At 73.4% G+C, this 25,905-nt stretch carries 26 protein-coding genes; 13 read left to right on the top strand and 13 right to left on the bottom strand.

Annotated elements, in window-relative coordinates; all coding sequences use genetic code 11:
* Positions 1–35: 35 nt before the first annotated feature.
* From ACF053_RS12940 to ACF053_RS12930, 3 genes are all read right to left on the bottom strand, one after another.
* Complete coding sequence (locus ACF053_RS12940; protein ID WP_391953909.1) at positions 36–1,592, bottom strand: alkaline phosphatase D family protein; 1,557 nt, start codon at positions 1,590–1,592, stop codon at positions 36–38.
* On the bottom strand, positions 1,589–2,167 hold the full coding sequence (locus tag ACF053_RS12935) for a phosphoesterase (protein ID WP_391953908.1): 579 nt from the start codon (positions 2,165–2,167) through the stop codon (positions 1,589–1,591). The genes ACF053_RS12940 and ACF053_RS12935 overlap by 4 nt, the downstream gene beginning before the upstream one ends.
* A 452-nt stretch (positions 2,168–2,619) precedes the next feature.
* Positions 2,620–3,843 (bottom strand): NAD(P)-dependent malic enzyme, encoded by a 1,224-nt coding sequence (locus tag ACF053_RS12930; RefSeq protein WP_391953907.1) that lies wholly within the window; start codon positions 3,841–3,843, stop codon positions 2,620–2,622.
* A gap of 682 nt (positions 3,844–4,525) precedes the next feature.
* Here ACF053_RS12930 and ACF053_RS12925 point away from each other — a divergent pair.
* The 4 genes from ACF053_RS12925 to ACF053_RS12910 all read left to right on the top strand — a co-directional run bounded on the left by ACF053_RS12925 (position 4,526) and on the right by ACF053_RS12910 (position 8,239).
* Positions 4,526–5,515, top strand: coding sequence for an ABC transporter substrate-binding protein (locus tag ACF053_RS12925; protein WP_391953906.1), 990 nt, complete (start codon positions 4,526–4,528; stop codon positions 5,513–5,515).
* A gap of 55 nt (positions 5,516–5,570) precedes the next feature.
* Positions 5,571–6,497 (top strand): amino acid ABC transporter permease, encoded by a 927-nt coding sequence (locus ACF053_RS12920; protein ID WP_257375459.1) that lies wholly within the window; start codon positions 5,571–5,573, stop codon positions 6,495–6,497.
* Positions 6,494–7,255, top strand: a complete 762-nt coding sequence (locus tag ACF053_RS12915; protein ID WP_391953905.1) for an amino acid ABC transporter ATP-binding protein — start codon at positions 6,494–6,496, stop codon at positions 7,253–7,255. Before ACF053_RS12920 ends, ACF053_RS12915 begins: the two co-directional genes overlap by 4 nt.
* A 354-nt stretch (positions 7,256–7,609) precedes the next feature.
* Entirely contained in the window at positions 7,610–8,239 is a 630-nt protein-coding gene (locus ACF053_RS12910) for a CGNR zinc finger domain-containing protein (RefSeq protein WP_391953904.1), read from the top strand.
* Here ACF053_RS12910 and sodX read toward each other — a convergent pair.
* Positions 8,143–8,568, bottom strand: a complete 426-nt coding sequence (gene sodX, locus ACF053_RS12905) for a nickel-type superoxide dismutase maturation protease (protein WP_391953903.1) — start codon at positions 8,566–8,568, stop codon at positions 8,143–8,145. The genes ACF053_RS12910 and sodX overlap by 97 nt on opposite strands.
* Before the next feature lie 158 nt (positions 8,569–8,726).
* Here sodX and sodN point away from each other — a divergent pair, with 158 nt between their 5' ends.
* A complete protein-coding gene (gene sodN / locus ACF053_RS12900) occupies positions 8,727–9,122 on the top strand; it encodes a superoxide dismutase, Ni (protein ID WP_019075224.1) in 396 nt (131 codons plus the stop codon).
* 273 nt (positions 9,123–9,395) lie between these two features.
* Here the strand turns inward: sodN and ACF053_RS12895 are convergent, their stop codons facing one another.
* Positions 9,396–10,355, bottom strand: coding sequence for a LysR family transcriptional regulator (locus ACF053_RS12895; RefSeq protein WP_391953902.1), 960 nt, complete (start codon positions 10,353–10,355; stop codon positions 9,396–9,398).
* Positions 10,356–10,555: 200 nt separating this feature from the next.
* On the opposite strand from ACF053_RS12895, the gene snpA reads away from it, so the two are divergent.
* Entirely contained in the window at positions 10,556–11,218 is a 663-nt protein-coding gene (gene snpA / locus ACF053_RS12890; RefSeq protein WP_391953901.1) for a snapalysin, read from the top strand.
* A gap of 51 nt (positions 11,219–11,269) precedes the next feature.
* On the opposite strand, the gene ACF053_RS12885 is transcribed toward snpA, so the two are convergent.
* The 4 genes from ACF053_RS12885 to ACF053_RS12870 form a co-directional block, all read right to left on the bottom strand.
* The gene (locus ACF053_RS12885) at positions 11,270–11,716 is read right to left on the bottom strand and encodes a DUF6304 family protein (protein ID WP_391953900.1); all 447 of its coding nucleotides are present in this window, start codon (positions 11,714–11,716) and stop codon (positions 11,270–11,272) included.
* A 62-nt stretch (positions 11,717–11,778) separates the two neighbouring features.
* On the bottom strand, positions 11,779–12,081 hold the full coding sequence (locus tag ACF053_RS12880; protein ID WP_391953899.1) for a hypothetical protein: 303 nt from the start codon (positions 12,079–12,081) through the stop codon (positions 11,779–11,781).
* Between the two features lie 122 nt (positions 12,082–12,203).
* Positions 12,204–13,265: a family 2 encapsulin nanocompartment cargo protein polyprenyl transferase gene (locus ACF053_RS12875; protein ID WP_391954101.1), complete on the bottom strand. Its 1,062-nt coding sequence runs from the start codon at positions 13,263–13,265 to the stop codon at positions 12,204–12,206.
* Positions 13,266–13,364: 99 nt separating this feature from the next.
* Positions 13,365–14,789: a family 2B encapsulin nanocompartment shell protein gene (locus ACF053_RS12870; protein ID WP_391953898.1), complete on the bottom strand. Its 1,425-nt coding sequence runs from the start codon at positions 14,787–14,789 to the stop codon at positions 13,365–13,367.
* Positions 14,790–15,130: 341 nt separating this feature from the next.
* Here ACF053_RS12870 and ACF053_RS12865 point away from each other — a divergent pair, with 341 nt between their 5' ends.
* The 3 genes from ACF053_RS12865 to ACF053_RS12855 all read left to right on the top strand — a co-directional run bounded on the left by ACF053_RS12865 (position 15,131) and on the right by ACF053_RS12855 (position 17,685).
* Positions 15,131–16,048, top strand: a complete 918-nt coding sequence (locus ACF053_RS12865; protein ID WP_391953897.1) for a 1-aminocyclopropane-1-carboxylate deaminase/D-cysteine desulfhydrase — start codon at positions 15,131–15,133, stop codon at positions 16,046–16,048.
* Between the two features lie 264 nt (positions 16,049–16,312).
* Positions 16,313–16,726 (top strand): ATP-binding protein, encoded by a 414-nt coding sequence (locus ACF053_RS12860; RefSeq protein WP_028963827.1) that lies wholly within the window; start codon positions 16,313–16,315, stop codon positions 16,724–16,726.
* Positions 16,723–17,685, top strand: a complete 963-nt coding sequence (locus ACF053_RS12855; RefSeq protein WP_058943411.1) for an RNA polymerase sigma factor SigF — start codon at positions 16,723–16,725, stop codon at positions 17,683–17,685. Before ACF053_RS12860 ends, ACF053_RS12855 begins: the two co-directional genes overlap by 4 nt.
* 254 nt (positions 17,686–17,939) lie before the next feature.
* Here ACF053_RS12855 and ACF053_RS12850 read toward each other — a convergent pair whose 3' ends face one another.
* Entirely contained in the window at positions 17,940–18,362 is a 423-nt protein-coding gene (locus tag ACF053_RS12850; RefSeq protein ID WP_391953896.1) for a hypothetical protein, read from the bottom strand.
* A 69-nt stretch (positions 18,363–18,431) separates the two neighbouring features.
* Here ACF053_RS12850 and ACF053_RS12845 point away from each other — a divergent pair, with 69 nt between their 5' ends.
* Both ACF053_RS12845 and ACF053_RS12840 read left to right on the top strand, forming a co-directional pair.
* Positions 18,432–19,400: a diacylglycerol/lipid kinase family protein gene (locus ACF053_RS12845; RefSeq protein WP_391953895.1), complete on the top strand. Its 969-nt coding sequence runs from the start codon at positions 18,432–18,434 to the stop codon at positions 19,398–19,400.
* A 317-nt stretch (positions 19,401–19,717) separates the two neighbouring features.
* On the top strand, positions 19,718–19,975 hold the full coding sequence (locus ACF053_RS12840; protein ID WP_003953983.1) for a WhiB family transcriptional regulator: 258 nt from the start codon (positions 19,718–19,720) through the stop codon (positions 19,973–19,975).
* A gap of 246 nt (positions 19,976–20,221) precedes the next feature.
* Here the strand turns inward: ACF053_RS12840 and ACF053_RS12835 are convergent, their stop codons facing one another.
* Complete coding sequence (locus ACF053_RS12835; protein WP_391954100.1) at positions 20,222–21,691, bottom strand: sensor histidine kinase; 1,470 nt, start codon at positions 21,689–21,691, stop codon at positions 20,222–20,224.
* Between the two features lie 333 nt (positions 21,692–22,024).
* Positions 22,025–22,636 carry a TetR/AcrR family transcriptional regulator gene (locus ACF053_RS12830; protein ID WP_391953894.1) on the bottom strand — a complete coding sequence of 204 codons (612 nt, stop codon included), beginning with the start codon at positions 22,634–22,636 and terminating at the stop codon, positions 22,025–22,027.
* A gap of 81 nt (positions 22,637–22,717) precedes the next feature.
* Between ACF053_RS12830 and ACF053_RS12825 the strand changes: the two genes are divergently transcribed.
* Positions 22,718–23,470 (top strand): SDR family oxidoreductase, encoded by a 753-nt coding sequence (locus ACF053_RS12825; protein ID WP_391953893.1) that lies wholly within the window; start codon positions 22,718–22,720, stop codon positions 23,468–23,470.
* Between the two features lie 242 nt (positions 23,471–23,712).
* Here ACF053_RS12825 and ACF053_RS12820 read toward each other — a convergent pair whose 3' ends face one another.
* On the bottom strand, positions 23,713–24,759 hold the full coding sequence (locus tag ACF053_RS12820; RefSeq protein WP_391953892.1) for an SIS domain-containing protein: 1,047 nt from the start codon (positions 24,757–24,759) through the stop codon (positions 23,713–23,715).
* A 197-nt stretch (positions 24,760–24,956) separates the two neighbouring features.
* On the opposite strand from ACF053_RS12820, the gene nagB reads away from it, so the two are divergent.
* On the top strand, positions 24,957–25,742 hold the full coding sequence (gene nagB / locus ACF053_RS12815; protein WP_058945445.1) for a glucosamine-6-phosphate deaminase: 786 nt from the start codon (positions 24,957–24,959) through the stop codon (positions 25,740–25,742).
* Positions 25,743–25,905: the final 163 nt, after the last annotated feature.

Here is a 25,905-nt window from a genome sequence, read left to right as displayed (position 1 = left end):
CCGCCCCCGCCCCTCAGCGGGCCGCCGGCGCTTCCTCAGTCGCGCCGCCACTGGGCGGGCGAGCCCTTGGTGGCCGGGTCCTCGTACGAGCCGGCCCTGCCCCGGTCGACGTGGAACCGGGTCAGCGTGGTGACGGGCGAGGCCGGGTCCCGCCGGTCGGCGATGACCCGCAGGTGGGCGGTGAACCGCTCCGGGGTAGCCTCGTAGACGTCGTAGCCGTAGCGGTTGCCCTCGAAGTACTTCAGGTGCGGGTTGGCGCGCCCCATGACGGGGCCGTTCGTGGCGTTCCAGTCGGCGGAGTACGCCCCCGAGGTCACCGAGTGCGCGGTGAACTCCGTGCCCAGCAGCGGCGATGAGGGGTCGTCGAAGTCGACGCGCACGTCGTCGACGAAGGCCGAGTGCCAGTCCCCCGTGATGACGACGAAGTCCTCCAGACCGCTGCGGTGGACGTGCCCGAGGACCTCCTTCCGCTCGGCGAGGAAGCCGTCCCACTGGTCGGTGAACATGTACGGGCCGCCCGGCCGGGCCCGCAGCTGGCTCAACATGATCGAGTTGGCCCAGACGTGCCAGCCGTCGGGCGCCCGGTCGACCGTGTCCTTGAGCCAGCCCTTCTGCGCGGCCCCGAGGATGGTGCCGTCGGGCAGGTTCTGCGCCGAGCGGTGGGAGCGCAGGTCCAGGACGGTCAGCTCCAGCAGGTCGCCCCAGCGGCGGACGCGGTGGATCTCCGGGTCGGGGAGGGCGGAGGTCGCCGACCGGTCGCGGTGCGGCATGTTCTCGTACCACGCCTGGTAGGCGGCGGCCCGGCGCTGGAGGAAGGGCGCCCCGCCGCCCGTGCCGCTGTAGTCGTTGACGACCTCGTGGTCGTCCCAGGTCAGGAACCACGGGTGGGCGGCGTGCGCGTCCCGCAGGGACGGGTCGCCCTTGTACAGGGCGTGGCGGCGGCGGTAGTCGGCGAGGGTGAGGACGGCCGGCCCCTCGTGGTCGCGCACGTGGTCGCCGCCGACCGGCCCGTGCTCGTAGACGTAGTCGCCGAGGTGCACGACGAAGTCGACGTCCTCGCGGGCGATGCCGCGGTGCGCGGCGTAGTACCCGTCGTGGAACGCCTGGCAGTTGGCCGCGGCGAAGCGGACCCGGGGCACGGGCCCGGCCGGCGCGGTCCGCGTCCGGCCGACGCGGCTGGTGCGGCCGAGGGCGGTGAAGGCGTACCAGTAGGTGCGGCCCGGGGCGAGCCCGCCGACCGGTACGTGGACGCTGTGGCCGAGCGTCGCGGAGGCCGGCGCGGTGCCGCGCGCGACGACCCGGGTCAGCCCCGCGTCCTCGGCGACCGCCCACCCGACCTCGACGACCTCGGGCAGCGGCTGCTCGGCGGCGAGCGGTTCGGGCGCGAGCCGCGTCCACAGCAGCACACCAGTGGGCGTCGGGTCGCCGGAGGCCACGCCGAGGGTGAACGGCGCGGCCTCGTACACGGCGCCCAGCGCCTCCGCCGCCTCCCGGGCCCGCGCGGGCGACAGCCCCGGGCCGAGCGGCCAGACGGTGTGGAGGACGCCCGCGGCGGCCGCGGCCTTCAGCAGGTTCCGTCGGTCGAGGCTCACAGGGCGCTCCCGGTGGCGGTCAGGGTGAGGGCGATCCCGTCGGCGTAGCCGTCGTTGGAGGTGCCGCCGCCGGTGCGGGTGAGGACGAGGAGGAGCCGTGCGCGGCGTGCGCCGGGCGGTACGGCCGCGGCGGCGGTCCGTTCGACCAGTCCGGTACGGCCGCCCCGCTCCCGGGAGGTGACGGGGCCGAGGACGCTGAGCGCGACGGGCGTGCCGGCGGCGTCGCGGAACTCGACGGAGAGCCGGGCGCCGTCCTCCTGGGCCGCGTACCCGCCGAGCCAGGCGCCGAGGGCGTAGCGCACGCGCCCCGCGTCGACGGCGGCGTGCCCGGTGGCGCCGTCGGAGGGCAGGGCGACGTCCTGGAGGAGGACCGTGCGCGGCGCGGTGCCGCCGGTGAAGAAGCGGCTGCCGCGCCGCGGGGGGCCGGGGTCCTCGGCGGTGGGGTAGCCCCCGCCGTGGGCGTACGCGACCAGTGCGGGGGCGCCCTCGACGACCTGCCAGCCCGTCACGGCGCCGACCGGTCGGGGGGTTCCGCCGGGTCCGCTCTCGGCGTCTCCGTTGACGACCAGGTTCACTCGCGCCTCCCGGGGCGGGTAGGGGGTGGGGCGTGCGCATCAGAACACCCGCGAGTGACGGAAGGAAGACCTCCGCATGACCCCCCGGTGCCCCGTCCACGGGCGGCCGGCCGGAGCCGTGCCCGCTCCACACGCGCCCCGCCGACCACGAGCCGTCCCCACCCTCCGCACGCGCCCCGCCGGCCGGCGTCGCCCCCCCCACGCCGGCGGGGGTGGGGCGGGGCCCCCGGCGCACCTCCCCGGGGCCGGTGGCCTCGGGTCCCGGTACGGGAGCCGTACCGGCGCCGCCGGCCCCGGCGGGGGCGCCCCGGCGGGGCCCGCCCCGGCCGGGTGCCGCGTGGCCCCACCGCCACCGGCCGGTGGCGGGCCCCCACGGGCCCCGGCACGCACGAGGGCCGTGCCGCACCCCCGCACGGGATGCGACACGGCCCTCGTCACGCCGTTGCGCCGGCTCAGCGCCGGGCGACCCCCTCCGCACGCGCCGCCGCCGCGACGGCCGCGGTGACCGCCGGGGCGACCCGCTCGTCGAACGGCGACGGGATCACGTAGTCGGCGGCCAGATCGTCCCCGACGACACCGGCCAGCGCCTCGGCCGCCGCGATCTTCATGCCCTCCGTGATGCGGGAGGCCCGCACCTGGAGCGCGCCCGCGAAGATCCCGGGGAAGGCCAGCACGTTGTTGATCTGGTTCGGGAAGTCCGACCGGCCGGTGGCCACGACCGCCGCGTACTTGTGCGCGATCTCGGGGTGGACCTCCGGGTTCGGGTTGGCCATGGCGAACACGAACGACTCCGGCGCCATCGAGGCGACCGCCGGCTCGGGGACCGTACCGCCGGAGACGCCGATGAACACGTCGGCGCCGGCGAGCGCCGACTCCAGCGAGCCGGACAGGCCCGCCTTGTTCGTGAGCTCGGCGAGCTCGCGCTTGACCGGGGTGAGGTCCTCCCGGTCACGGCTGACGACGCCCTTGCGGTCCGCGACCGCCACGTCGCCGATGCCGGCCTCCAGCAGGAACTTCGCGATGGCCACGCCCGCCGCGCCCGCGCCGGAGATGACCGCGCGCAGGTCGCCGAGGCCACGGCCGGTCAGCTTGGCGGCGTTGCGCAGGGCCGCCAGGGTGACGATCGCGGTGCCGTGCTGGTCGTCGTGGAAGACCGGGATGTCGAGGCGCTCCTGGAGCCTGCGCTCGATCTCGAAGCACCGCGGCGCCGAGATGTCCTCCAGGTTGACCCCGCCAAAGGACGGGGCGAGCCGGACCACGGTGTCGATGATCTCGTCGGTGTCGGTCGTGGCGAGCGCGATGGGCACCGCGTCCACGCCGCCGAACTGCTTGAACAGGATGGCCTTGCCCTCCATCACGGGGAGGGAGGCCTCCGGCCCGATGTCGCCGAGGCCCAGGACGGCGGTGCCGTCCGTGACGACGGCGACGACCTGCGACTTCCAGGTGTAGTCGTGCACGAGCTCCGGACGCTCGGCGATGGCGCTGCACACCTTGGCGACGCCGGGGGTGTACGCGAGGGACAGGTCGTCCTTGTCGCGCACGGGGACGGTGGCCTGCACCGCCATCTTCCCGCCCCGGTGGAGGGCGAAAGCCGGATCGAAGGGCTCGTCCGAAGCGTTCTGCGTACCGGTGCCGGTATCGCTGTCGCTACGAGGGTTGACGATCTCCGCTGCCATTGGGATGACCCCTTTAGTCTTCATTGTCTGAGGGTGGCCACTCCTGGTGAGGAGGGGTGGGCTGGCACCGCGTACGTCCCCCGCCCGGGCGGTTGGCCCGCCCCTGCAGGGGATCGGTCGTACGCGCGGGCGCGCCGCACAACGCGCCCTGAGCCCCGGATGAGGGGTGTAAGGATCCTTCTTACCGGACGGAGGGCACCGCCGACGAGTCCGTTTCCCCGCGACACCCCTCACACGGAAAGTGTCCCGGACGGCTGATCGCCGCGTGCGTCCGGGTCCACCCCGGCACCCGGACAGGGGTCCGGTCCGGGGCTCGCGGGACTCCCGCCGGGGGGCCGCATATCCGGCCATTCGCCCAGGGGCGGCGCCACCCCGGTGACATGACTCATAGGAGAATGTCTGGACAAGTCGACTGGGCCCCGGAATGCGGTCGCAATGACGTCCGGATGCCGAGATCCACGGGAGATTTTCCGGCGTGGCGGCATGGATCCCGGAGAAGGTGCGGCCGTCGTGGGCCCGTGTCATGAGCATCGGGGGTCACCCGTTACCCGATTTTGACATGCTGAGGCCCTTGTTACGGGTGGTCCGAATGGCAAGATGCCGTAATCACACGAGGTCGCGACACCCGAAGGTGCGTGCCCGACCCATTGGCATTCCTTTCACCCGCCGGAGGAAACCGACCATGACCGCAAGCACCACCCACCGCTCGACCGCCGCGAAGACCCGGACGCCGCGGACGTCCCGGACCGCCGCGGTCGCTGCGACCGCGGTCGCCGGCGCCATGCTGCTCAGCGCCTGTGGCGACCAGACGCAGAGCGGGACCTCCAGCAACGAGACGAAGGGGTCAGCCGTGGCCTCCGCCCCCCTGGCGGACAAGCTGCCGCAGAGCATCCGCGACAAGGGCGTCATCAAGGTCGGTTCGGACATCGCCTACGCCCCGGTCGAGTTCAAGGACGCGGCCGGCAAGACGGTCGGCATCGACCCGGACCTCGCCGCGGCCATGGGCAAGCAGCTCGGCGTGACGTTCCAGTTCGAGAACGGCACCTTCGACACCCTCATCACGGGCCTGCGGTCCAAGCGGTACGACATCGCGATGTCGGCGATGACGGACACCAAGGCCCGCCAGGAGGGCATCGACTCGGAGACGGGGAAGAAGGTCGGCGAGGGCGTCGACTTCGTCGACTACTTCAACGCGGGCGTCTCCATCTACACCAAGAAGGGCGTCGACAAGGGCATCAAGACCTGGGCCGACCTCTGCGGCAAGAAGATCGTCGTCCAGCGCGGCACCGTCTCGGAGGACCTGGCCAAGGCCGAGTCGAAGAAGTGCGTCGACGGCAAGAAGCCCGCGATCACGATCGAGGCGTTCGACACCGACCAGCAGGCGCAGACCCGTCTGCGCGCGGGTGGCGCCGACGCCGGCTCCTCGGACTTCCCCGTCGCCGCGTACACCGTGAAGACCTCGGGCGGCGGCAAGGACTTCCAGATCGTCGGCGAGCAGGTCGAGGCCGCCCCGTACGGCATCGCGGTCGCCAAGAACAACGCGCAGCTGCGCGACGCGATCAAGGCCGCCATGGACGCGGTCATCGCCAACGGCGAGTACAAGAAGGTCCTCGAGAAGTGGGGCGTGGCCCAGGGCGCCGTCACCGAGGCCAAGATCAACGGCGGTTCCTGATCCCCCGGCCGGCACCGACAGGCCACTGAGAGGCACCACCACTGTGACAACTGACATGAAGAAGAAGGGCCCGGAGGACGACGTCCCGCCCGCCGGTCCCGAGGCGATCAAGGCGGTCCCGGTCCGCCACTACGGCCGGTACGTCAGCGCCGTCGTCGCCCTGGCGGCCTTCGCCGCGATCGTTTTCGCGTTCGCGCAGGGCCAGATCAACTGGGACGCCATCCCGGACTACTTCTTCGACGACCGCATCATCGAGGGCGTCGGCCAGACCCTGCTGCTGACCGTCCTGTCCATGACCATCGGCATCGTCGGCGGCATCCTCCTCGCGGTGATGCGCCTGTCGAGGAACCCGGTGACGTCGTCGATCGCCTGGTTCTACATCTGGTTCTTCCGCGGCACCCCGGTCCTGGTCCAGCTCTTCGTCTGGTTCAACCTGGGCCTGGTCTTCGAGTACATCAACCTCGGCCCGTTCTACAAGGACGAGTGGTCCGACTTCATGACGCCGTTCCTCACGGCGCTCCTGGGGCTCGGGCTGAACGAGGCCGCCTACATGGCCGAGATCTGCCGCGCGGGCCTCCTCGCGGTCGACGAGGGCCAGACCGAGGCGGCTCACGCCCTGGGCATGAGCCACAGCAAGACGCTGCGCCGGATCGTGATCCCGCAGGCGATGCGCGTCATCGTGCCCCCGACGGGCAACGAGGTCATCAACATGCTGAAGACGACCTCGCTGGTGGCTGCGGTGCAGTACTACGAACTCCTCCGCAACGCTCAGGACATCGGCCAGTCGTCCGGCGCGCCGGTGGAGATGCTCTTCCTGGCTGCCACCTGGTACCTGATCATGACCTCGATCCTCAGCGTCGGGCAGTACTACCTGGAGAGGTACTACGCGCGCGGCAGCTCCCGCTCGCTGCCGGACACGCCCTGGCAGAAGGTGAAGACGCACCTGATGTCGTTCTCCAGCCGGCAGGGAGGCACCGCATGACCGCCATGGTGAAGGCCGAGGGCGTCCACAAGTCCTACGGCGCCGCGCACATCCTCAAGGGCATCGACCTCGAGGTGGCGCCCGGCGAGGTGTTCTGCCTGATCGGCCCGTCCGGCTCCGGCAAGTCGACCTTCCTGCGGTGCATCAACCACCTGGAAAAGGTCAACGCCGGCCGGCTGTACGTCGACGGCGAGCTGGTCGGCTACCGCCAGAAGGGCGACAAGCTGTACGAGCTCAAGGACAACGAGGTCGCGCTGAAGCGGCGGGACATCGGCATGGTGTTCCAGCGCTTCAACCTCTTCCCCCACATGACGGCCGTCGAGAACGTCATGGAGGCGCCGGTCCAGGTGAAGGGCGAGACCAGGGCGGTGGCGCGCGAGCGGGCGCTGAAGCTGCTGGACCGGGTCGGCCTGGGCGACCGCGCCGGCCACTACCCCTCGCAGCTCTCCGGCGGCCAGCAGCAGCGCGTGGCCATCGCCCGGGCGCTGGCCATGGAGCCGAAGCTGATGCTGTTCGACGAGCCGACGTCGGCGCTCGACCCGGAGCTCGTGGGTGACGTCCTGGACGTCATGCGGGACCTCGCCGAGTCGGGCATGACGATGGTCGTCGTCACGCACGAGATGGGCTTCGCCCGCGAGGTGGGCGACTCGCTCGTCTTCATGGACGGCGGCGTGGTCGTCGAGTCGGGCAGCCCGCGCGACGTGCTCACCAACCCGCAGCACGAGCGGACGCAGGCGTTCCTGTCGAAGGTGCTGTAAAGGGACGACAGCGCGGAAAAGGGGCCGGCCACCGGGTGCGCGATCCGGTGGCCGGCCCCCTTTCGCCCTCCGCCCACACGGCGAGACGGCGCCGCTTTCGCTACCCCACCCAACGGAATCCGTCAAGGCCTCCTGCGGAATTTCCACCCGGCCGCCGGAATTTCCGTAATACTTGACGGGCACCCGCTTTTCACCGGAAAGACCGCGCCGCCCTACCGGTCACTCCGCGAGGACGACATCCGGCCGACCCGTTCCCCTCACGGGGACGATCGTCTGCGGTAATAATCCCTTTCGGACCTTATCCCTTACGCTGGGTCCGTTCGACTCCCCGGACCGCTCTTGTAAGGACGACAAGTGGAACTGGCCTATTACTCGGACTACGCCGTGCAGCTGGTGAACACCGAGGAGCCGGCGCGCGGCAAGGACGCGCTCACTTCCGTCGAGGCCGTGCGCGAGCTGTTCGGCGAGATGACGCAGATGGCGCGGCGCGTCACCGACGCGGACGTCACCCGCTTCCGCTCGGTGCGGGCGCGGCTGCGCGCGGTCTTCACGGCGGCCGACGAGGGCGACCAGGGACGGGCCGTGGACCTGCTGAACTCGCTGCTGCTGGAGTTCCCCGTCAGCCCGCAGATCTCCGGCCACGACCAGCTGGACGACGAGGGCCGGCCGCGCTGGCACATGCACCTCGCCGAGCACCCGTCGAACGCCACCGCCGGGTACGCCGCGATCGCCGCGATGGGGCTCGCCTTCCACCTCACCGAGTTCGGGGCCGACCGGCTCGGCCTGTGCCAGGCGGCCCCGTGCCGCAACGCCTACCTGGACACGTCCACGAACCGCTCCCGCCGGTACTGCTCCGACCGCTGCGCCACCCGCGCCAACGTGGCCGCCTACCGCGCCCGCAAGCGCCTGGAGAGCGAGCGGTCGGCGGGCACCGGCCGCACCGCCGAGACGAGCCACGCCAGCACGACGGCCGCCGAGCGCTGACGCCCCGGGCGGATCCCCCGGTACCGCGCCCGCACCAGGCCCAGCACGAGCGCGGCGGGGACCGCCCCGAACGTCCTGCTGTCCACGGCCTCCGCGTCGGTGTTGTCCCCCAGCACCCACCAGCCGCCGTCCCGCCGCTCGACGAGCCGCTTCACGATCAGCAGGTCCTGCCGGAACGGATGGCGCAGCACGGCCACGGCCCCCGGGCGCGGCGGCGCCCCGTACCGCACCAGCAGCCGGTCGCCGTGGCACAGCGTGGGCACCATGGACGGCCCCGTCACCTCGGCGACCCCGTAGGGGAACAGGGGGCCCCGTCCTCGCTCCGTCATCCGCCTCCACCACCTGCCGTGCATGCCGCGCGGTTCCTCCACGAGTCCCATGATCCCCCTGGACTTTCGTCCTAAGCCCCGGGGGCTGCCCGCGAAAACCGGCCCGTCACCGAGTAATGTCCCACCTTGAGAAGACGATCACGAGGAAGGACAGCAGCATGCTCTCCCGCCTGTTCGCCCCCAAGGTGAAGGTCAGCGCCCACTGCGACCTGCCGTGCGGCGTGTACGACCCCGCCCAGGCCCGCATCGAGGCCGAGTCGGTCAAGGCCGTCCAGGACAAGATGGCCGCGAACGACGACCCGCACTTCCAGGCCCGCGCCACGGTCATCAAGGAGCAGCGCGCCGAGCTGGCGAAGCACCACGTCTCCGTGCTGTGGAGCGACTACTTCAAGCCCCCGCACTTCGAGAAGTACCCGGAGCTGCACCAGCTGGTCAACGACACCCTGAAGGCCCTCTCGGCCGCCAAGGCGTCGACCGACCCGGCGACGGGCCAGAAGGCCCTGGACTACATCGCCCAGATCGACAAGATCTTCTGGGAGACGAAGAAGGCCTGACCCACCCGGTCCGGCCCCGCCGAGCGACGGCTTCTGCCCGCCGGTCGGACGCCCCCGCACCCGGTCCCGCACCGCCCACCCGGCGGCCGCGGGGCCGGGTGCGGCCGTTTCCCGTGGCGGGCGGTGGGCGGCGGGTCGTGGTGGCGGTGGGCGGGCGACATCGGCGGGCGGCGCGTGGCGGCTCACGGCGGCGGTCGTCGGCCCAGGCGCGGGGCCGCGGGTCGTGGTGGCGGCGGGCGGGCGGCCGGATGCGCGCGGCGGCGGTCGTCGGGGTCAACCGGCGCACGGCAGGGGGGTGCCGTGGCGCAGCAGCCAGTGGCGGTACGCGGAGGTGCGCAGGGCCGCCTCGCGGTAGGCGGCGGCGAGTGCGGCGTAGGCCGTGCCGTACGGGGCGGCGCCGTCGTCGCCCGGCCGGTGGTAGAGCAGGAGCCGTACGGCGAGGGGGTCGTCCCGCAGGGGCCGGATCGCCATGTCGTCGCGCGGGCCCGAGGTGGGCTGGCAGGGGGCGACGGCCTCGCCGACGACGATGAGGGACGCGGCCGTGTGGTAGTCGGCGTGCATCAGCGGCGGGTCGATGCCCGCGGCGCCGAGGACGCGGCGCAGTCCGTCCCACTCCCCGTCGACGGTCGGGTCGACCATCCAGCGGTCCTCGGCCAGGTCGGTGATGTCGACGACGGGCGCGGCGGCGGCCGGGTGGTCGCGGGCCATGGAGATGAACTGCGGTTCGCGCTCGACGAGCACGCGCCGCTCCAGCCCGTCCGGCACCTGTAACGGGCAGCCCTCCACCTCGTGGACGAAGGCCACGTCGAGCTGGCCCGCTGCCAGGGCGCGCAACAGGGCGTTGGCGGAGACGTCCATGTGCAGGGTGATGTCCGTGCCGGGCAGCCGCTGCCGCAGCCGCCGCAGCCAGCCGGCGAGGGCCCGGCTGGCGGTGGAGCCGATGCGCAGGCGGGCCCCGTCGGCGCGGGCGGCGGCCGCGCGCGCCTCACTGACGAGCAGGCCCATCTGGGCCACCAGCGGGCGCGCGCGGCTCAGCACGACGCGGCCCAGCGGGGTGGGCCGGCAGCCGGTGCGGCCGCGGGTGAACAGCTCGGCGCCGAGCGCGTGCTCGATGCGGCGCAGCTGGGTGGTGAGGGAGGGCTGGCTCATGCCCAGGGACCTGGCGGCCTTGTGCAGGCTGCCCGTGTCGGCGATGGCGCACAGCGCCCGCAGGTGTCTCACCTCCAGCTCCATGACCCGAGCGTAGGGCGGTCACCGCGCGCCGCACCAGACACCGTGAGCCCGTGAATTTCCCCCAGGCCGAAGGGAGTTGTCGGGGGTGATGCGCCCGTGCTATCGCCCTCTGGCATCATCCGCGGGCTCCCGGGGCTCCCCGACACTTTCGTCCAACCGAACGCGTCCCCCCAACCGTTCAGGACGAGTAGGAGCCCCCCATGAAGCACCCCAGGGCCGTGCTGGCCGCCGCGCTGAGCGTCGCCGCCGCTCTCGCCGCCGTGCCCGCCGCCACCGCCGCGGAGGCGCCCGTCGCCCCGGCCACCGACCGGAGCGCCGCGCACGCCCCGTACGCCGCGTACGCCGGTTCGTCGGAGGAGGCGAAGGCGAACCGCGCCTTCTTCGAAGCGGTCATGGACTCCGTGGCGCGCAAGCGCGCCGCGACGCCCGGCGCGCAGGCCGTGACGGTCGTGTACTCGGCGGCCAACGCCCCGAGCTTCCGCACGCAGATAGCCCGCTCGACGCAGATCTGGAACAGCTCGGTCGTCAACGTGAAGCTGCAGGAGGGCAGCAACCCCGACTTCCGGTACTACGAGGGCAACGACTCGCGCGGCTCGTACGCCAGCACCGACGGGCACGGCCGGGGCTACATCTTCCTCGACTACCGCCAGAACCAGACCTACAACTCCACCCGGGTCACGTCCCACGAGACGGGGCACGTGCTCGGTCTGCCGGACCACTACTCGGGACCGTGCAGCGAGCTGATGTCCGGCGGCGGGCCCGGCCCGTCGTGCCAGAACGCGATCCCGAACGCGCAGGAGCGCTCCCGGGTCGACTCGCTCTGGCGCAACGGTCTGGCCGCCGCCGTCGCCCGCGTGTCCTGACCGACAGCAGGCACCGGCGCCCCGCGGAGCGACCGCGGGGCGCCGGGGCGTTCAGGCCGCCTGGAGGAGGTCGCGCGCGAAGCGCGTGCCGGCGGGCAGCTGCCGCAGGATCCGGTCGAGGGCCTGCTCGAAGTCGCCACCCGTGACGCCGGACTCGTACGCCGCTCCCCCGCAGTGCAGGGTGAGTTGGAGGTCCACCCGCTCGGGTGAGCCGTCGGGCAGCGCCTCACCGAGCGCCAACAGGCAGCTGAGAGTGCCCTGTTGGGTCGCCTGGTCGTGGACGACCGGCAGCGGGAGGTCCCACTCCAGGACGCAGCCCGCCAGCGGCCGACCACCGTCCTCCTGCGCCGCCCGCAGCGCGGCGAAGCCGCCGCCGCCGTACCGCACGCCCCGGACGCGGGTGCTGACGCCCCGACCCTCCGAGGCGATGACGATCGCTTCCGCACCACGCCGGTCCCGGTACCAGCCGGTCCAGACTTCAGTCGACTCCGATGACATGGCGCGGACTGTAGCGGTACGGCCGCCCCCGGCGTGACGCCGGACACCCTCCGGGCCGGAGTTCAGCCGATCTTGGCGCTGTTGCCCGGCTCGTCCCGCGGCGGCGGCCCGTCCGGCGCCCTGTCGGGCGTCCCGTGTGCCTCCGGTGTCCCGGGCGTCCTGCGGGTCCCGCGCTCGGGCGCCTCGCCGAAGCGGGCGCAATCGGGGTTGCCGCACGGGCGGGGGTGCCAGGTGGGGACCCACGCGCCGAGGACCTTGCGTCGCTGTATGTCCGTACCGACAGGCTGTCCGCAGGAGGGACAGGCGGGCTCGGTGGCCCCCGTCTCCTGCGGGCGGCGGACGGTGCGGCGTCCTTCGCTGCCCATGCCTCCAGGGTAGGACGGTTCAGCGCTTCGTGGTGGAGCGGATCGTCCCCGCCGGCTGAGGAACGGCACGGGCCGGACCGGGGACCCCCCGGCCCGGCCCGTGCGGCCCGCCCGCGCTCACCTCAGTACGAGCGCCGGGTGACGAACTCCGCCAGCGACAGCAGCTCACCGGCCGCCGCCACGTCGGGCACCGCGCGCGACAGCTCGTCGACCGCCCGCGCCATCCGGTCGGCTGCCTCCGCCTGGGCCCAGTCCCGCCCGCCGGCCCGCTCGACGGCCCTGGCCGCGCGGGCCACGTGCTCGTCCGTCGGCGCCGGCCGCCGGTACAGCTCGGCCAGCTCCGCGCCCTCCGCCGTGCCGGAGGTGAGGGCGGCGACGACGGGCAGCGACTTCTTGAGGGCGACCAGGTCCGCCCCGGCCGGCTTGCCGGTGTGCCGGGGGTCGCCCCAGATGCCGATCAGGTCGTCGATCAGCTGGAACGCCAGCCCGGCCTGCCGGCCGAACGCGTCCATCGCCGCGACCTGCGCCTCCCCCGCGCCCGCGTACAGGGCGCCGAGCGCGCAGGCGCAGCCGAGCAGCGCACCCGTCTTGGCCTCCGCCATCGCCAGGCACTCGTCCAACGACACGTCGAGCGGGCCGCGCCCCTCGAAGGCGCAGTCCGCCTGCTGGCCCGCGCACAGCTCGACCACGCAGGCGCCGAGCCGGGCCGCCGCGGCCGGCGCGGCCGGGTGCCCCTCGGCGACGAGCGTGCCGAGCGCCAGGGCCTGCAGGGCGTCCCCGGCGACCAGGGCGTCGGGCACGCCGAAGACCGTCCAGGCGGTGGGCCGGTCACGGCGCGTGCGGTCCTCGTCGACGATGTCGTCGTGGAGCAGCGTGAAGTTGTGCACCAGCTCCACGGCGGCGGCCGCCCCCACCGCGACGGCCGGGTCGCCGCCGAGGGCGCGGGTCGCGGCCAGGACGAGGGCCGGGCGGAGCGCCTTGCCGGGGCGGCCGGAGGCGGGTGTCCCGTCGGCGTGCTCCCAGCCGAAGTGGTACATGGCCACCCGCCGCAGGGGGCCGGGCAGCGAGTCCAGGCCGGCGCGCAGCCGGGGGGTGACGGCGGCGTGGGTGCGGTCGAGGAGCGCGACCGCGTCCCGGGCGTCGCCCTCGTCGTGCCGCGTACCGGTCCCGTCCGTCTGGGTCATCGTCACGGTTCTTCCTCCGCTCCCTGGGCCTGCGTCCTCTTCCGGGCAGGGGTACGGGCGGGGGCGCCGGTGCAGGGCGCCCCCGCCCGTACCCGGTCCTCACCTCCAGCGGCTGATTTCGACGTTCTCCAGGACGCCCAGGGCGTCGGGCACCAGGATGGCGGCCGAGTAGTACGCCGTGACCAGGTACGAGATGATCGCCTGTTCGTCGATACCCATGAAGCGCACCGACATACTCGGCTCGATCTCGTCCGGGATGCCGGTCTGGTGCAGACCGATCACGCCCTGGTCCGCCTCCCCGGTGCGCAGGCAGAGGATGGACGTGGTGCGGGCGTCACTGATCGGGATCTTGTTGCAGGGGAAGATGGGCACGCCGCGCCAGGTCGGGATGCGGTGGCCGCCGACGTCGATGCTCTCGGGGACCAGGCCGCGCCGGTTGCACTCGCGGCCGAAGGCGGCGATGGCCTTCGGGTGGGCGAGGAAGAGCTTGCTGCCCCGTCGGCGGGAGAGCAGCTCGTCCATGTCGTCCGGGCCGGGCGCCCCCTCGTGCGGCTGGATCCGCTGGCCGTAGTCGGCGTTGGCGAGCAGGCCGAACTCGCGGTTGTTGATGAGCTCGTGCTCCTGGCGCTCGCGCAGGGCCTCGACCGTCAGCCGCAGCTGCTGCTCGGTCTGGTTCATGGGCTGGTTGTACAGGTCGGCGACGCGCGTGTGGACCTTGAGCACGGTCTGCGCGACGCTCAGCTCGTACTCGCGCGGGGCCGGGTCGTAGTCGACGTAGGTGTGCGGGATGACCGGCTCGCCACTGTGGCCCGAGGAGAGGTCGATCGCCTTCTCGCCGTACCGGTTGGTCCGCTGGTGCGGGATGGACGCCATGCCCGCCAGGTGGGCGGAGAGGGACCCGGCGCGCTCGGCGAGGTTGAGCACGTCGGCGCGGGTCAGCTCCAGCAGCACGCAGGCCGTGGCGGCCCGGTGGGTGTACTCCCAGGCGCACTCGCCGTCGAGCAGGGCGCCGTCGCCGAAGTACGCGCCGTCGGCCAGGACGTCGACGACGGCCTCGTCGCCGTAGGGGCCGGTGCCGACCTTCTCGACCCTGCCGTGGGCGAGGAGGAAGACCCGGTCCGCGGCCGAGCCGGCCTCGACGATGACGTCACCGGGGGCGACGTCGCGCTGCGAGCAGCGCGTGGCGAGCTCCCGCAGGGCGTCCTGGTCGTCGTACCCGCGCAGGGGTGGCAGCTCGCACAGCTCGGCCGGGATCACCTCGACGCGCTCGCCGGTCTGCACGAAGGTGACGCGCCCGTCACCCACGGCGTACGTGAGCCTCCGGTTCACCCGGTACGCGCCGCCCTGGACCTGCACCCACGGGAGCATCTTCAGGACCCACCGGGAGGTGATCTCCTGCATCTGGGGTGCTGACTTGGTGGTGGTGGCCAGGTTCCGCGCCGCCGCGGTGCCGAGGCTCTGCTGCGGAGGCACGTGCTCCGCCCGGACCTCGTCGCCGACCGAACCAACCGAACCAACCGACATGGACGTCCCTCTCGATCTTTCTGAACGGACCTGCGGCAGAAGCCTTTCAGCACGTGGCGTACGCGCGCCATTACACAAATGAGTGGGACTGGATGAAGATATCGCTGGGCAGCTAGAGATCGTTTTCGATTCGGCGGCGGTGACGATGGCGCCCGGAGCGGCACGGAGCGACCGGCTCCGGGCCGCCGCGCCCGTACGGCGACCCCGCCGGTCGCGACCCCACCCCGTACTGCCGATGCCGCCGCCGCGCGACCCCCCGTGCGCCGCCCCGCGACCCCGGCCGCGCCCGTACCGGGGGACCGGCCCGGGGGCCGGACCGAGCCGGGCCGCACAATGGGCGGGTGACGTCCCGCGACCCCGCCGCCGCCCTGGAGCCGCGGCTGCCCTCCCCGCTGCTGCCGGTCGACGACGACCGGTTCACCCGGCGCGGCCTGCGGCTGCTGCTGAAGCGGGACGACCTCATCCACCCGGACCTGGTGGGCAACAAGTGGCGCAAGCTGGCCCCGAACCTGGCGGGGGCGGCCGGGCGCCCCGTGCTGACCTTCGGCGGCGCCTACTCCAACCACCTGCGCGCCACCGCGGCCGCCGGACGACTGCTCGGCTTCCCGACGGTCGGCGTCGTCCGGGGAGACGAGCTGGCCGGCCGGCCCCTGAACCCGTCGCTGGAGCGGTGCGCGGCGGACGGGATGCGCCTGGTCTTCGTCGACCGGGCGACGTACCGCGCGAAGGACGACCCGGCGGTCCTGGCGGGGCTGCTGCACGGTGCGCCCGAGGGCACGGTGGTCGTCCCGGAGGGCGGCAGCAACGCGGCGGCGGTGCGCGGCTGCGTGGGGCTGGGCCGGGAGCTGCGCGGCCGGGCGGACGTCGTGGCGGTGGCGTGCGGTACGGGCGGCACCCTGGCCGGGCTGGCGGCGGGCCTCGGGCCGGAACAGCGCGCGCTGGGGATTCCGGTACTGCGGGGCGGTTTCCTGGGCGGGGCGGTCCGGGCCCTGCAGAAGCGGGCCTTCGGCGGACCGGCCGGCCGATGGGACACGGACGACCGCTTCCACTTCGGCGGGTACGCCCGGAGCGGTCCGGCGCTGGAGGAGTTCGCCGAGGACTTCGGGGCGCGGCACGGGCTGGCCGTGGAACGCGTGTACGTCGCCAAGATGCTGTACGCGCTGGCGACCCTGGCCGAGGAGGGCGCCTTCACGCCGGGGACGACCGTGGCCGCGGTGGTGACCGGCCGCCCGGAACCGGCCGCGGGCGGTCCCGGCTGAGAACGGGACGGTTCGACACCCCGGCGCCTGGGTACGTCAACCCTCCGCCGGATTCTCCGGATTGGTCGCCGCAGAGCACTAGCCACTGTCCGTACTCATGTGCTTACCATGAGTGACAGCCGTCGGACCCGGGGGCCCCGGCGACACGGCACCATGGATCGCGATAGCGTCACCGCGACTACGCACTCCTGCGTACCGCACGGTTCCGGGGGGATCTCAGACCCCCCGGTCCCCGAACGAGTTTGTGCCACCTTGGAGGTGAGGGTGTCCCAGATCGCAGGCGAGCCCGGGACCCAGGACTTCGTGGAAGTCCGGCTGCCCGCTGCGGGTGCCTACCTGTCCGTGTTGCGTACGGCCACGGCCGGCCTCGCGGCGCGCTTGGACTTCACCCTCGACGAGATCGAGGACCTGCGCATCGCGGTCGACGAGGCCTGCGCGATCCTGCTGCAACAGGCCGTGGCCGGCTCGGTCCTCAGCTGCGTCTTCCGGTTGATCGACGACTCCCTGGAGGTCACGGTGTCGGCGCCCACGACCGACGGCCGCGCGCCGGAGCGGGACACCTTCGCCTGGACGGTGCTGTCCGCCCTGGCGGGCAAGGTGGACTCCTCGGTGGCGGACGACCGTACGGTCTCGATCAGCCTGTACAAACAGCGCGGCGCGGGACCCGGGCCGGCGTGAGGGACGGGGACGGTCCGGTGCGGAACGAGGAGCGCGGCCCCCGGGCCTTCAGCGCGGCGGAGGGCATCGAGGGCATCCCGGAACAGCAGGCGCGGCCGCACCCGGTGGACGGTCTGGTGGAGGCGCCGGAGCAGGCGCGGACAGAGCGGGCGGCCAAGATGAGCGAACACGGGCACGAGCGGCGGAACAGGACCCAGCACGACCCCCAGGACCGCAGTGGCGCGAAGGCGATGTTCGTCCGCCTGCGCGACCTGCCGGACGGCTCCCCGGAGCGGGCGGAGCTGCGCAACCAACTCGTCCGCATGCACCTGCCGCTGGTCGAGCACCTGGCCCGCCGCTTCCGCAACCGCGGCGAGCCGCTGGACGACCTGACGCAGGTCGCGACCATCGGCCTGATCAAGTCGGTGGACCGCTTCGACCCGGAGCGGGGCGTCGAGTTCTCGACGTACGCGACGCCGACGGTCGTGGGCGAGATCAAGCGGCACTTCCGCGACAAGGGGTGGGCGGTCCGGGTGCCGCGCCGCCTCCAGGAGCTGCGCCTGTCCCTCACCACGGCGACGGCGGAGCTGTCCCAGCTGCACGGGCGCTCCCCCACGGTGCACGAGCTGGCCGAGAAGCTCGGCATCTCCGAGGAGGAGGTCCTGGAGGGGCTGGAGTCCGCCAACGCCTACTCCACGCTCTCGCTGGACGTGCCCGACACGGACGACGAGTCGCCCGCCGTCGCGGACACGCTGGGCGCGGAGGACGAGGCGCTGGAGGGCGTCGAGTACCGCGAGTCACTGAAGCCGCTGCTGGAGGACCTGCCTCCGCGCGAGAAGCGGATCCTGCTGCTGCGGTTCTTCGGGAACATGACCCAGTCGCAGATCGCGCAGGAGGTCGGCATCTCGCAGATGCACGTCTCCCGGCTGCTGGCCCGGACGCTGGCACAGCTGCGCGAGAAGCTGCTGGTCGAGGAGTAGGGCCCGGCCGGGGGGCGGCACGCCCCGCCCGGGGCGTCGACCCCGACCGGGGCGTGGCGCCCCGGCCCGAGGGCAGGCGCCGCGCCCGGTCCGAGGGGTGGCACTCCGCCCGGAGGGAACGTCCGCTGTCCGGTCCGAGGAGGCCCCGTCCGCCCCGCCGTGCTCCGCGCGCGGTGGACCGCCGGGCGGCGGACCCGGGGGGTTGTGGACGGGACCCGACGCGCGGGCCCCGGGGTGCGTGCGCGCCGGAGCGCTCAGGCGCCGCCGCGGCCGATGCCGAGGGCCTGGGTGGTCGCGGGGTGGACGAGGCAGACCAGCCCCGTGACCGCCGCGGCGGCCAGGGCGATGCCCGCCGGGATCGCCGCGCCGGTCGCCGTGAGCAGGGTGTACGCGACGGGCAGCGCCATGATCTGCGTGACGATCGCCGGTCCCCGGCTCCAGCTGCGGCAGCGCAGCAGACCCCGCGCGGCGAGCAGCGGGATGAGGCCCAGGGCGACGAGGGTCGCCCCGCCGGTGAGGGCCTGGGTGACGCCGTCGGGCCTGCCGGTCAGGGTGTTCACGAGGACGTAGACGCCCCCGGCGAAGAGGGCCAGCGCCTCCAGGCCGGCCACCGCGGCGGCGGCCGTCACGCGGGTGGGACGGGTCCGGGGGGCGGGGTGCTGTTCGCTGCTGCTCACCCCAGCAGGGTAGCCGCCCGCTCCCGGCCCCCCTGGGCGCGGTACCGCGCGGTAGGTAACCTGGCGGGCATGCGCGCACTCCTCGTGGTCAACCCGGCAGCCACCACCACGAGTGCCCGCACCCGTGACGTACTGATCCACGCCCTGGCCAGCGAGATGAAGCTGGACGCGGTGACGACGGAGTACCGGGGGCACGCCCGTGACCTCGCCCGGCGGGCGGCCGACTCCGACGACGTCGACCTGGTCGTGGCGCTCGGCGGCGACGGTACCGTCAACGAGGTCGTCAACGGTCTGCTGCACCGGGGACCGGACCCCGACCGGCTGCCGCGGCTCGCGGTGGTGCCGGGCGGCTCCACGAACGTCTTCGCCCGCGCGCTGGGCCTGCCCAACGACGCCGTCGAGGCGACCGGCGCCATCCTGGACGCGCTGACCGGGCGGCGCAGCCGCACGGTCGGCCTCGGACTGGCGGCCGGCACGCCCGGTACGGAGGACGAGGCGGTCCCGCCCCGCTGGTTCACCTTCTGTGCGGGCTTCGGCTTCGACGCGGGGGTGGTCGGCCGCGTCGAGCAGCAGCGGGAGCGGGGCAAGCGGTCGACGCACGCGCTGTACCTGCGGCAGGTGGTCCGCCAGCTGCTGGGCGACCCGCACCGCCGGCACGGCACGATCACGCTGGAGCGGCCGGGGCACGACCCGGTCCGGGACCTCGTGCTGTCGATAGTCTGCAACACCTCGCCGTGGACGTACCTGGGCAACCGGCCGGTGTACGCCTCGCCCGAGGCGTCCTTCGACACCGCGCTCGACGTGCTCGCCCTGAGCCGGTTGTCGACGCCCGCCGTCGCCCGGTACGCCACCCAGCTGCTGACCTCGACCCCGGAACGCGGTCCGCACGGCAAGGACGCGGTGACCTTGCACGACCAGACGGACTTCGCCTTGCATTCGAAGGTGCCGCTCCCCTTCCAGATGGACGGAGACCACCTGGGGCTCCGCACGAGCGTGACGTTCACAGGCGTTCGCCGAGCACTGGGTGTGATTGTGTGAGTGGAAGGGCCCTTGGCCCTTTATCTCGAACGTATGGGCTGGGGTCCACCCCATGGAAGTACGGCTGTGACCTAGCCGACACCGAGGAATCAAAAAAAACTTTCCGGAAGGGGTTGTATCCGCCGCTGAGGTTTGCGAGTCTCTACGTGGCGATCGGGACGGCCCGCAACACCGGCCTCCACTGAAAGCCAGAACCCCTCCTCAGTCCAGGACCACACCAGTTCGTCTGGCCGTCGGCCCTTCCCTTGCGGGGGGATTCGTGAAAGCGTTCACATTCACAAGCAACTTGCATGCAACACCAAGGAGAGGTAGCAGCCATGGACTGGCGTCACAACGCCGTTTGTCGTGAGGAAGACCCCGAGCTGTTCTTCCCCATCGGCAACACCGGTCCTGCGCTGCTGCAGATCGAGGAAGCCAAGGCCGTCTGCCGACGCTGCCCCGTGATGGAGCAGTGCCTGCAGTGGGCGCTCGAGTCCGGTCAGGACTCCGGCGTCTGGGGTGGCCTCAGCGAGGACGAGCGCCGCGCGATGAAGCGCCGCGCCGCCCGTAACCGGGCGCGCAACGCCAGCGCCTGAGCACCGCCACCGCGCCTCCCGAGTAGCAGCGCGCAGCAGTAACCCACAGCGTTCGAGCCCCGGACCGTGCCGACACGGACCGGGGCTCGCTGCTGTACCCGCACACCACGCGCGCACCGCGCGCGTGCCGGGTGCACGCCGCCGGCTGCCGGCCGCGGCGGCGGCCGGGGACGGACGGGGGCCGACGGCGGGGGCCGGCGACGGAGGGACGGGGCCGACGGGGGTCGGGCGCGGGCCCTGCCGGCGCTACTTCTGGGCGCGCACCGGGACGTCCAGCACGACGCGCGTCCCGCGCTCGGGGGCCGGGCGCATGTCGAACGTACCGCCCAACTCCCCCTCCACCAGGGTGCGGACGATCTGGAGTCCGAGGTTCCCGGTGCGCTGCGGGTCGAAGCCGGGCGGCAGACCGCGGCCGTCGTCCTGGACGGTGATGAGCAGCCGCGCGTCGCCGACCCGTCCGTCGCCGCGGACCGCCGCCACCTCGACGGTGCCGTGCTCGCCGGGGGCGAAGGCGTGCTCCAGGGCGTTCTGGAGGACCTCGGTCAGCACCATGGACAGGGGCGTGGCGACCTCGGCGTCGAGCACGCCGAAGCGGCCGTTGCGCCGGCAGACGACCCCGCCCGGGGAGATCTCGGCGACCATCGAGATGACGCGGTCGGCGATGTCGTCGAACTCGACGCGCTCGTCGAGGTTCTGGGAGAGCGTCTCGTGGACGATGGCGATCGAGCCGACCCGCCGCACCGCCTCGTTCAGCGCCTCCCTCCCCCGGTCGGAGTCCATCCGGCGGGCCTGGAGGCGCAGCAGGGCGGCGACCGTCTGGAGGTTGTTCTTCACCCGGTGGTGGATCTCCCGGATGGTCGCGTCCTTGGTGATCAACTCCCGCTCGCGGCGCCGGAGTTCGGTGACGTCCCGGAGGAGGACGAGCGAGCCGATCCGGATGCCCTTGGGCTTGAGGGGGATGGCCCGCAGCTGGATCACCCCGCCGTTGCCCTCGACCTCCGCCTCGCGCGGGGCGTAGCCGCTGGCCAGTTTGACCAGCGCCTCGTCGACGGGGCCGCGGGAGGGCGCGAGTTCGGCGGTGATCTGGCCGAGGTGCTGGCCGACGAGGTCGGCGGCCAGACCCAGCCGGTGGTAGGCGGAGAGGGCGTTCGGCGAGGCGTACTGGACGACGCCTTCCGCGTCGAGCCGGATCAGGCCGTCACCGGCGCGCGGCGAGGCGTCCATGTCGACCTGCTGCTCCGCGAAGGGGAAGCTGCCCGCGGCGATCATCTGGGCGAGGTCGGAGGCGGACTGGAGGTAGGTGAGCTCCAGCCGGGAGGGCGTCCGGACGGTGAGCAGGTTGGTGTTGCGGGCGATCACGCCGAGGACGCGGCCCGCCCGGCGCACGGGGATCGACTCGACGCGTACGGGGACCTCCTCCCGCCACTCCGGGTCGCCCTCGCGCACGATCCGGCCCTCGTCGAGGGCCGCGTCGAGCAGCGGCCGGCGGCCCCGGGGGACGAGGTGGCCGACCATGTCGTCCTGGTAGGAGGTGGGCCCGGTGTTGGGGCGCATCTGCGCGACCGAGACGTACCGGGTCCCGTCCCGGGTCGGCACCCACAGCACGAGGTCGGCGAAGGACAGGTCGGAGAGCAGCTGCCACTCCGAGACCAGCAGGTGGAGCCACTCGAGGTCGGACTCCCCGAGGGCGGTGTGCTGGCGGACGAGGTCGTTCATGGACGGCACATCCGCGAGCGTACCCGGGGCCCGAACCTGGTGCTTTGCCCGTCCGTGGGGGAGGATGGGCCGGGAAAGTCCGCGCATGTGGATGGACAGCCCCAAATGGTCTAGTCCACAATGACGACATGAAGACCTCCACCCTCCCCGCACAGGAGGGTGGACCGGGGAACCGGCGCTCTCTGCCCTGACTGCGCCGGGGCCCCACCCGCGGCCGCGGGACCGCACACCCGCCGGCCGCTGCTACTCCGGGCTGCGGTGCCGGACGGGTTGAGGGTCCCGTCGCGGCGCCGCGGCCCGCGGGTGTTTCCGGGGGCTTCGCGGATCCACGGGTCAGGGCACCTCCGCCGCGCACTCGGGCCACGCCCGCATGGCCGCCTCCGCCACCGCCTCCAGCTCCTCCCGCGTCGCCCCGTCGCGCGCCTGCTGCGACATGCCCTGGAGCACGGCCCCACTGAAGCGGGCGAGCGCGCGGGCGTCCGTGCCCGCCGGGAGCAGGCCCGCGGCGACGTCCGCGCGGATGCGCGCCTCCATGCCGGCGAGGTTGGCGTTGCGCCGGTCGCGCAGGGAGTCCGCCACGTCCGGGGTGGCGCAGTTGGCCGCGGCGGAGATCACCAGGCAGCCGCGCGGGTGCTCCGGGTCCGTGAACTCCGTCGCCGCCTCGCGCAGCATCCGCCCTATCCCGGCGCGGGCGGTGGGCTCGGCGTCGAGGGCGCGGGCCGCGTAGGAGCCGTGGGAGCGGACGTACTCGGTCACGACCTCCTCGAAGAGGGCTCTCTTGTCGCCGAAGGCGGCGTACAGGCTCGGCGCGCCGATGCCCATCGCCCGCGTCAGCTCGGCGACCGAGGTCGTCTCGTACCCGTGCTCCCAGAAGGCCATGGTGGCCCGCTCCAGGGCCGTGGCCCGGTCGAAGGAGCGGGGCCGGCCGCGCTGCGTCGTCGCCATGCCGCCATTTTATAGCGCGCACTAGGGAATGCTGCTACGGTTCTTTCTGTAACGCTCACTAGGGAAAGAGGGGGGCGTCCCATGGGCACGCTCACGGGCAGGACGGTATTGGTCACGGGCGGTAGCCGGGGCATCGGGCGGGCGGTCGCGGAGCGCCTCGGGCGCGACGGCGCACGGGTCGCGGTGCACTACGGGGTCAACGAGACCGCCGCCAAGGAGACCGTCACGGCGATCGAGGCGGCCGGTGGATCCGCCTTCGCGATCGGCCAGGAGCTGGGCGTGCCGGGGGACGCCGAGGGCCTGTGGGCTGCGTTCGACCGGCACGCGGACGGGCTGGACATCCTCGTGAACAACGCGGGCATCGCGGCGCCGGCCGTCTTCGGGGAGGTCGAGGAGGCGGCGTACGACAAGCTCTTCGCGGTGAACACCAAGGCGCCGTTCTTCGTGACGCAGGCCGGACTCGGCCGGCTGCGCGACGGCGGCCGCGTGGTCAACGTCTCGACGGGTCTGTCGCGGGCGGCGCTGATGCCGGAGCACATCGCGTACGCGATGAGCAAGGGCGCGCTGGACCTGTTCACGTCGTACCTTTCGAAGGCCCTCGGCCCGCGGGGCATCACCGTCAACACCGTGGCCCCCGGCATCGTCGACACGGACATCAACGCCGGCTGGCTGCGGGAGAGCGACGAAGCGTGGGCCGGTGCGGCGGCCATCTCCGCCTTGGGCCGGGTGGGCCGACCGTCGGACATAGCCGACGTGGTGGCGTTCCTGGCGTCGGACGACGCGCGGGCGGTCACGGGCCACTGGATCGACGCGACGAACGGCTCCCTGCCGTAGGGGCGCTCCGTCGCACTCGGCGGGGTGACGGGGTGGCGGGACGGCGGCTTGGCGGATGGCCCGCTCGACGCGGAGGCGGCTCGGCGGATGGCCCGCTCGACGCGGAGGCGGCCCGGCGGATGGCCCGCTCGACGCGGAGGCGGCCCGGCGCCATGGGGGACGGCGCCATGGGGGACGGCGGCTCGGTGGCCGGCGGGTGGTGGCGTGGTGGTGAGTCGGGCGCTCGCCGGCGGTGGCCGGGATCAGCGCGTCTCGGTGACCTTCGCGAGGGCCCTCGGCGCGTCCGGGTCCTGGCCGCGCGCGATGGTCACCTCGTAGGCGAGCTGCTGCAGCGGCAGGATCTCCAGGACCGGCTGGAGCTCCTCCGGCACACCGTCGACCGGCAGGACGAAGCCCGCCGACGCCGCCTCCACCTGCGCCCGCGGACCCACGACGAACAGGTCGGCGCCCCGGCCGCGCAGCCGGTCGAGCACGGGCTGGAGCGCCTCGCCGCCGCGCCCCTCGGTGACCACCGCGATGACCGGTGAGACGTTGTCGACCATGGCCAGCGGCCCGTGCAGCAGGTCGGCCCCGGAGTAGGCGAGCGCCGGGACGTAGCTGGTCTCCATCAGCTTCAGGGCGGCCTCGCGGGCCGTCGGGTAGCCGTACCCACGGGAGGTGAGCACCATCCGCTCGGCGAAGCGGTAGCGCGCGGCGAGGGTGCGCACCTCGTCGCGGCGGGCCAGGATCCGCTCGGCGAGGTCGGGCAGGGCGTGCGCGGCGGCGCCGTCGCCGCCGCGCAGCCCCTCCACGAGGAGGTACAGGGTGAGCAGCGAGGCGGTGTACGTCTTCGTCGCGGGCAGCGCCCGCTCGGGGCCCGCCAGGACGTCGAGGTGGTACTCGGACACGGCGGACAGCGGTGAGTCCGGGTTGTTGGTCACGGCGAGCGTGACCGCGCCGGCCTCCCGGGCCGCCCGGGTGGAGGCCACCAGGTCGGGCGAGCCGCCGGACTGGCTGACGGTGATCACCAGTACGTCGGTCAGGTCGGGGCGGGCGCCGTAGGCCGTGGTGGTCGACATGGAGGTGAGACCGCAGGGCACGCCGAGGCGGATCTCCAGCAGGTACTTGGCGTACAGCGCGGCGTTGTCGGAAGTGCCGCGTCCGGTCAGCAGCACGAAGCGGCACCCGCGCGCCGCGATGGCCCGCGCGACGGCGTGGACCTCCGGCGCGCCACGCTCCAGGATCCGGCGGAGCACGGCGGGCTGCTCCGCCATCTCCCCCGCCATGATCCGGCCGGGCTCGTCACTCATGGCACCAGTCGACCAGGGTTCGCGCCGGGCCGCCAGCGGTGGGCGGACGTCGGGACGCGTGGCCGCCGGCAGTGGAGGGTGTGGGTAGGTCGGGGGTGTTCCGGGCCATGGGACGGCGGGGGCGATTCTGCTAGATTGGTCTATACCACCTTGAGGTATGTGACCCTTTCCCCTCCTCCCAGATCGGCAGGCCCAGCGTGGAAGTTGTCATCGTCCAGGACGCCCAGGCAGGCGGCGAGCTCATCGCGGAGGGCATCGCCGACCTCCTGCGCCGCAAGCCCGACGCTCTGCTCGGCGTGGCCACGGGCTCGACGCCGCTGCCCATCTACGACGCGCTGACCGCGAAGGTCCGCTCGGGCGCCGTGGACGTCTCCCGCGCGCGGATCGCCCAGCTCGACGAGTACGTCGGGCTGCCCGCCGGGCACCCGGAGTCGTACCGCTCCACCGTGCTGCGCCAGGTGGTCGAGCCGCTCGGACTGGACGCGGACGCCTTCATGGGCCCCGACGGCTCCGCCGAGGACGTGCAGGCGGCCTGCGAGGCGTACGACCGGGCGCTCGCCGAGGCCGGCGGGGTCGACCTCCAGATCCTGGGCATCGGCACCGACGGCCACATCGGCTTCAACGAGCCGTGCTCGTCGCTCGCCTCGCGCACCCGGATCAAGACGCTCACCGAGCAGACCCGGATCGACAACGCCCGGTTCTTCGAGGGCGACATCGACCAGGTGCCGCACCACGTCATCACCCAGGGCATCGGCACCATCCTGGAGGCCCGCCACCTGGTCCTGCTCGCCACCGGCGAGGGCAAGGCCGAGGCGGTCGCCCAGACCGTCGAGGGCCCGGTCGCCGCGCTCGTCCCGGCGTCCGCGCTCCAGCTCCACCCGCACGCCACGGTCGTCGTCGACGAGGCCGCCGCGTCCCGGCTGAAGCTCGCGGACTACTTCCGTCACACCTACGCCAACAAGCCGGCCTGGCAGGGTCTGTGAGCCGCCTGTGACCCGGTGGCCCCGGGGGCATGACGGAGGGGCCGGGGGCCCCCCCGGGGCCCCCCCCCCCCCCCCCCGCGCGGCCCCCCCCCGCCCCCCCACCCCCCCCCCCCGCCCCCCCACCCCCCCCCCCCCCCCCGCGGGCGCCGGGGGCCCCCCCCCG

Source organism: Streptomyces kanasensis (genome assembly GCF_043077165.1).
GTDB classification, from domain to species: Bacteria; Actinomycetota; Actinomycetes; order Streptomycetales; family Streptomycetaceae; genus Streptomyces; species Streptomyces changanensis.
Note: the sequence above shows the minus strand (reverse complement) of the source record. Positions and strands in the feature narration are given on the sequence as shown.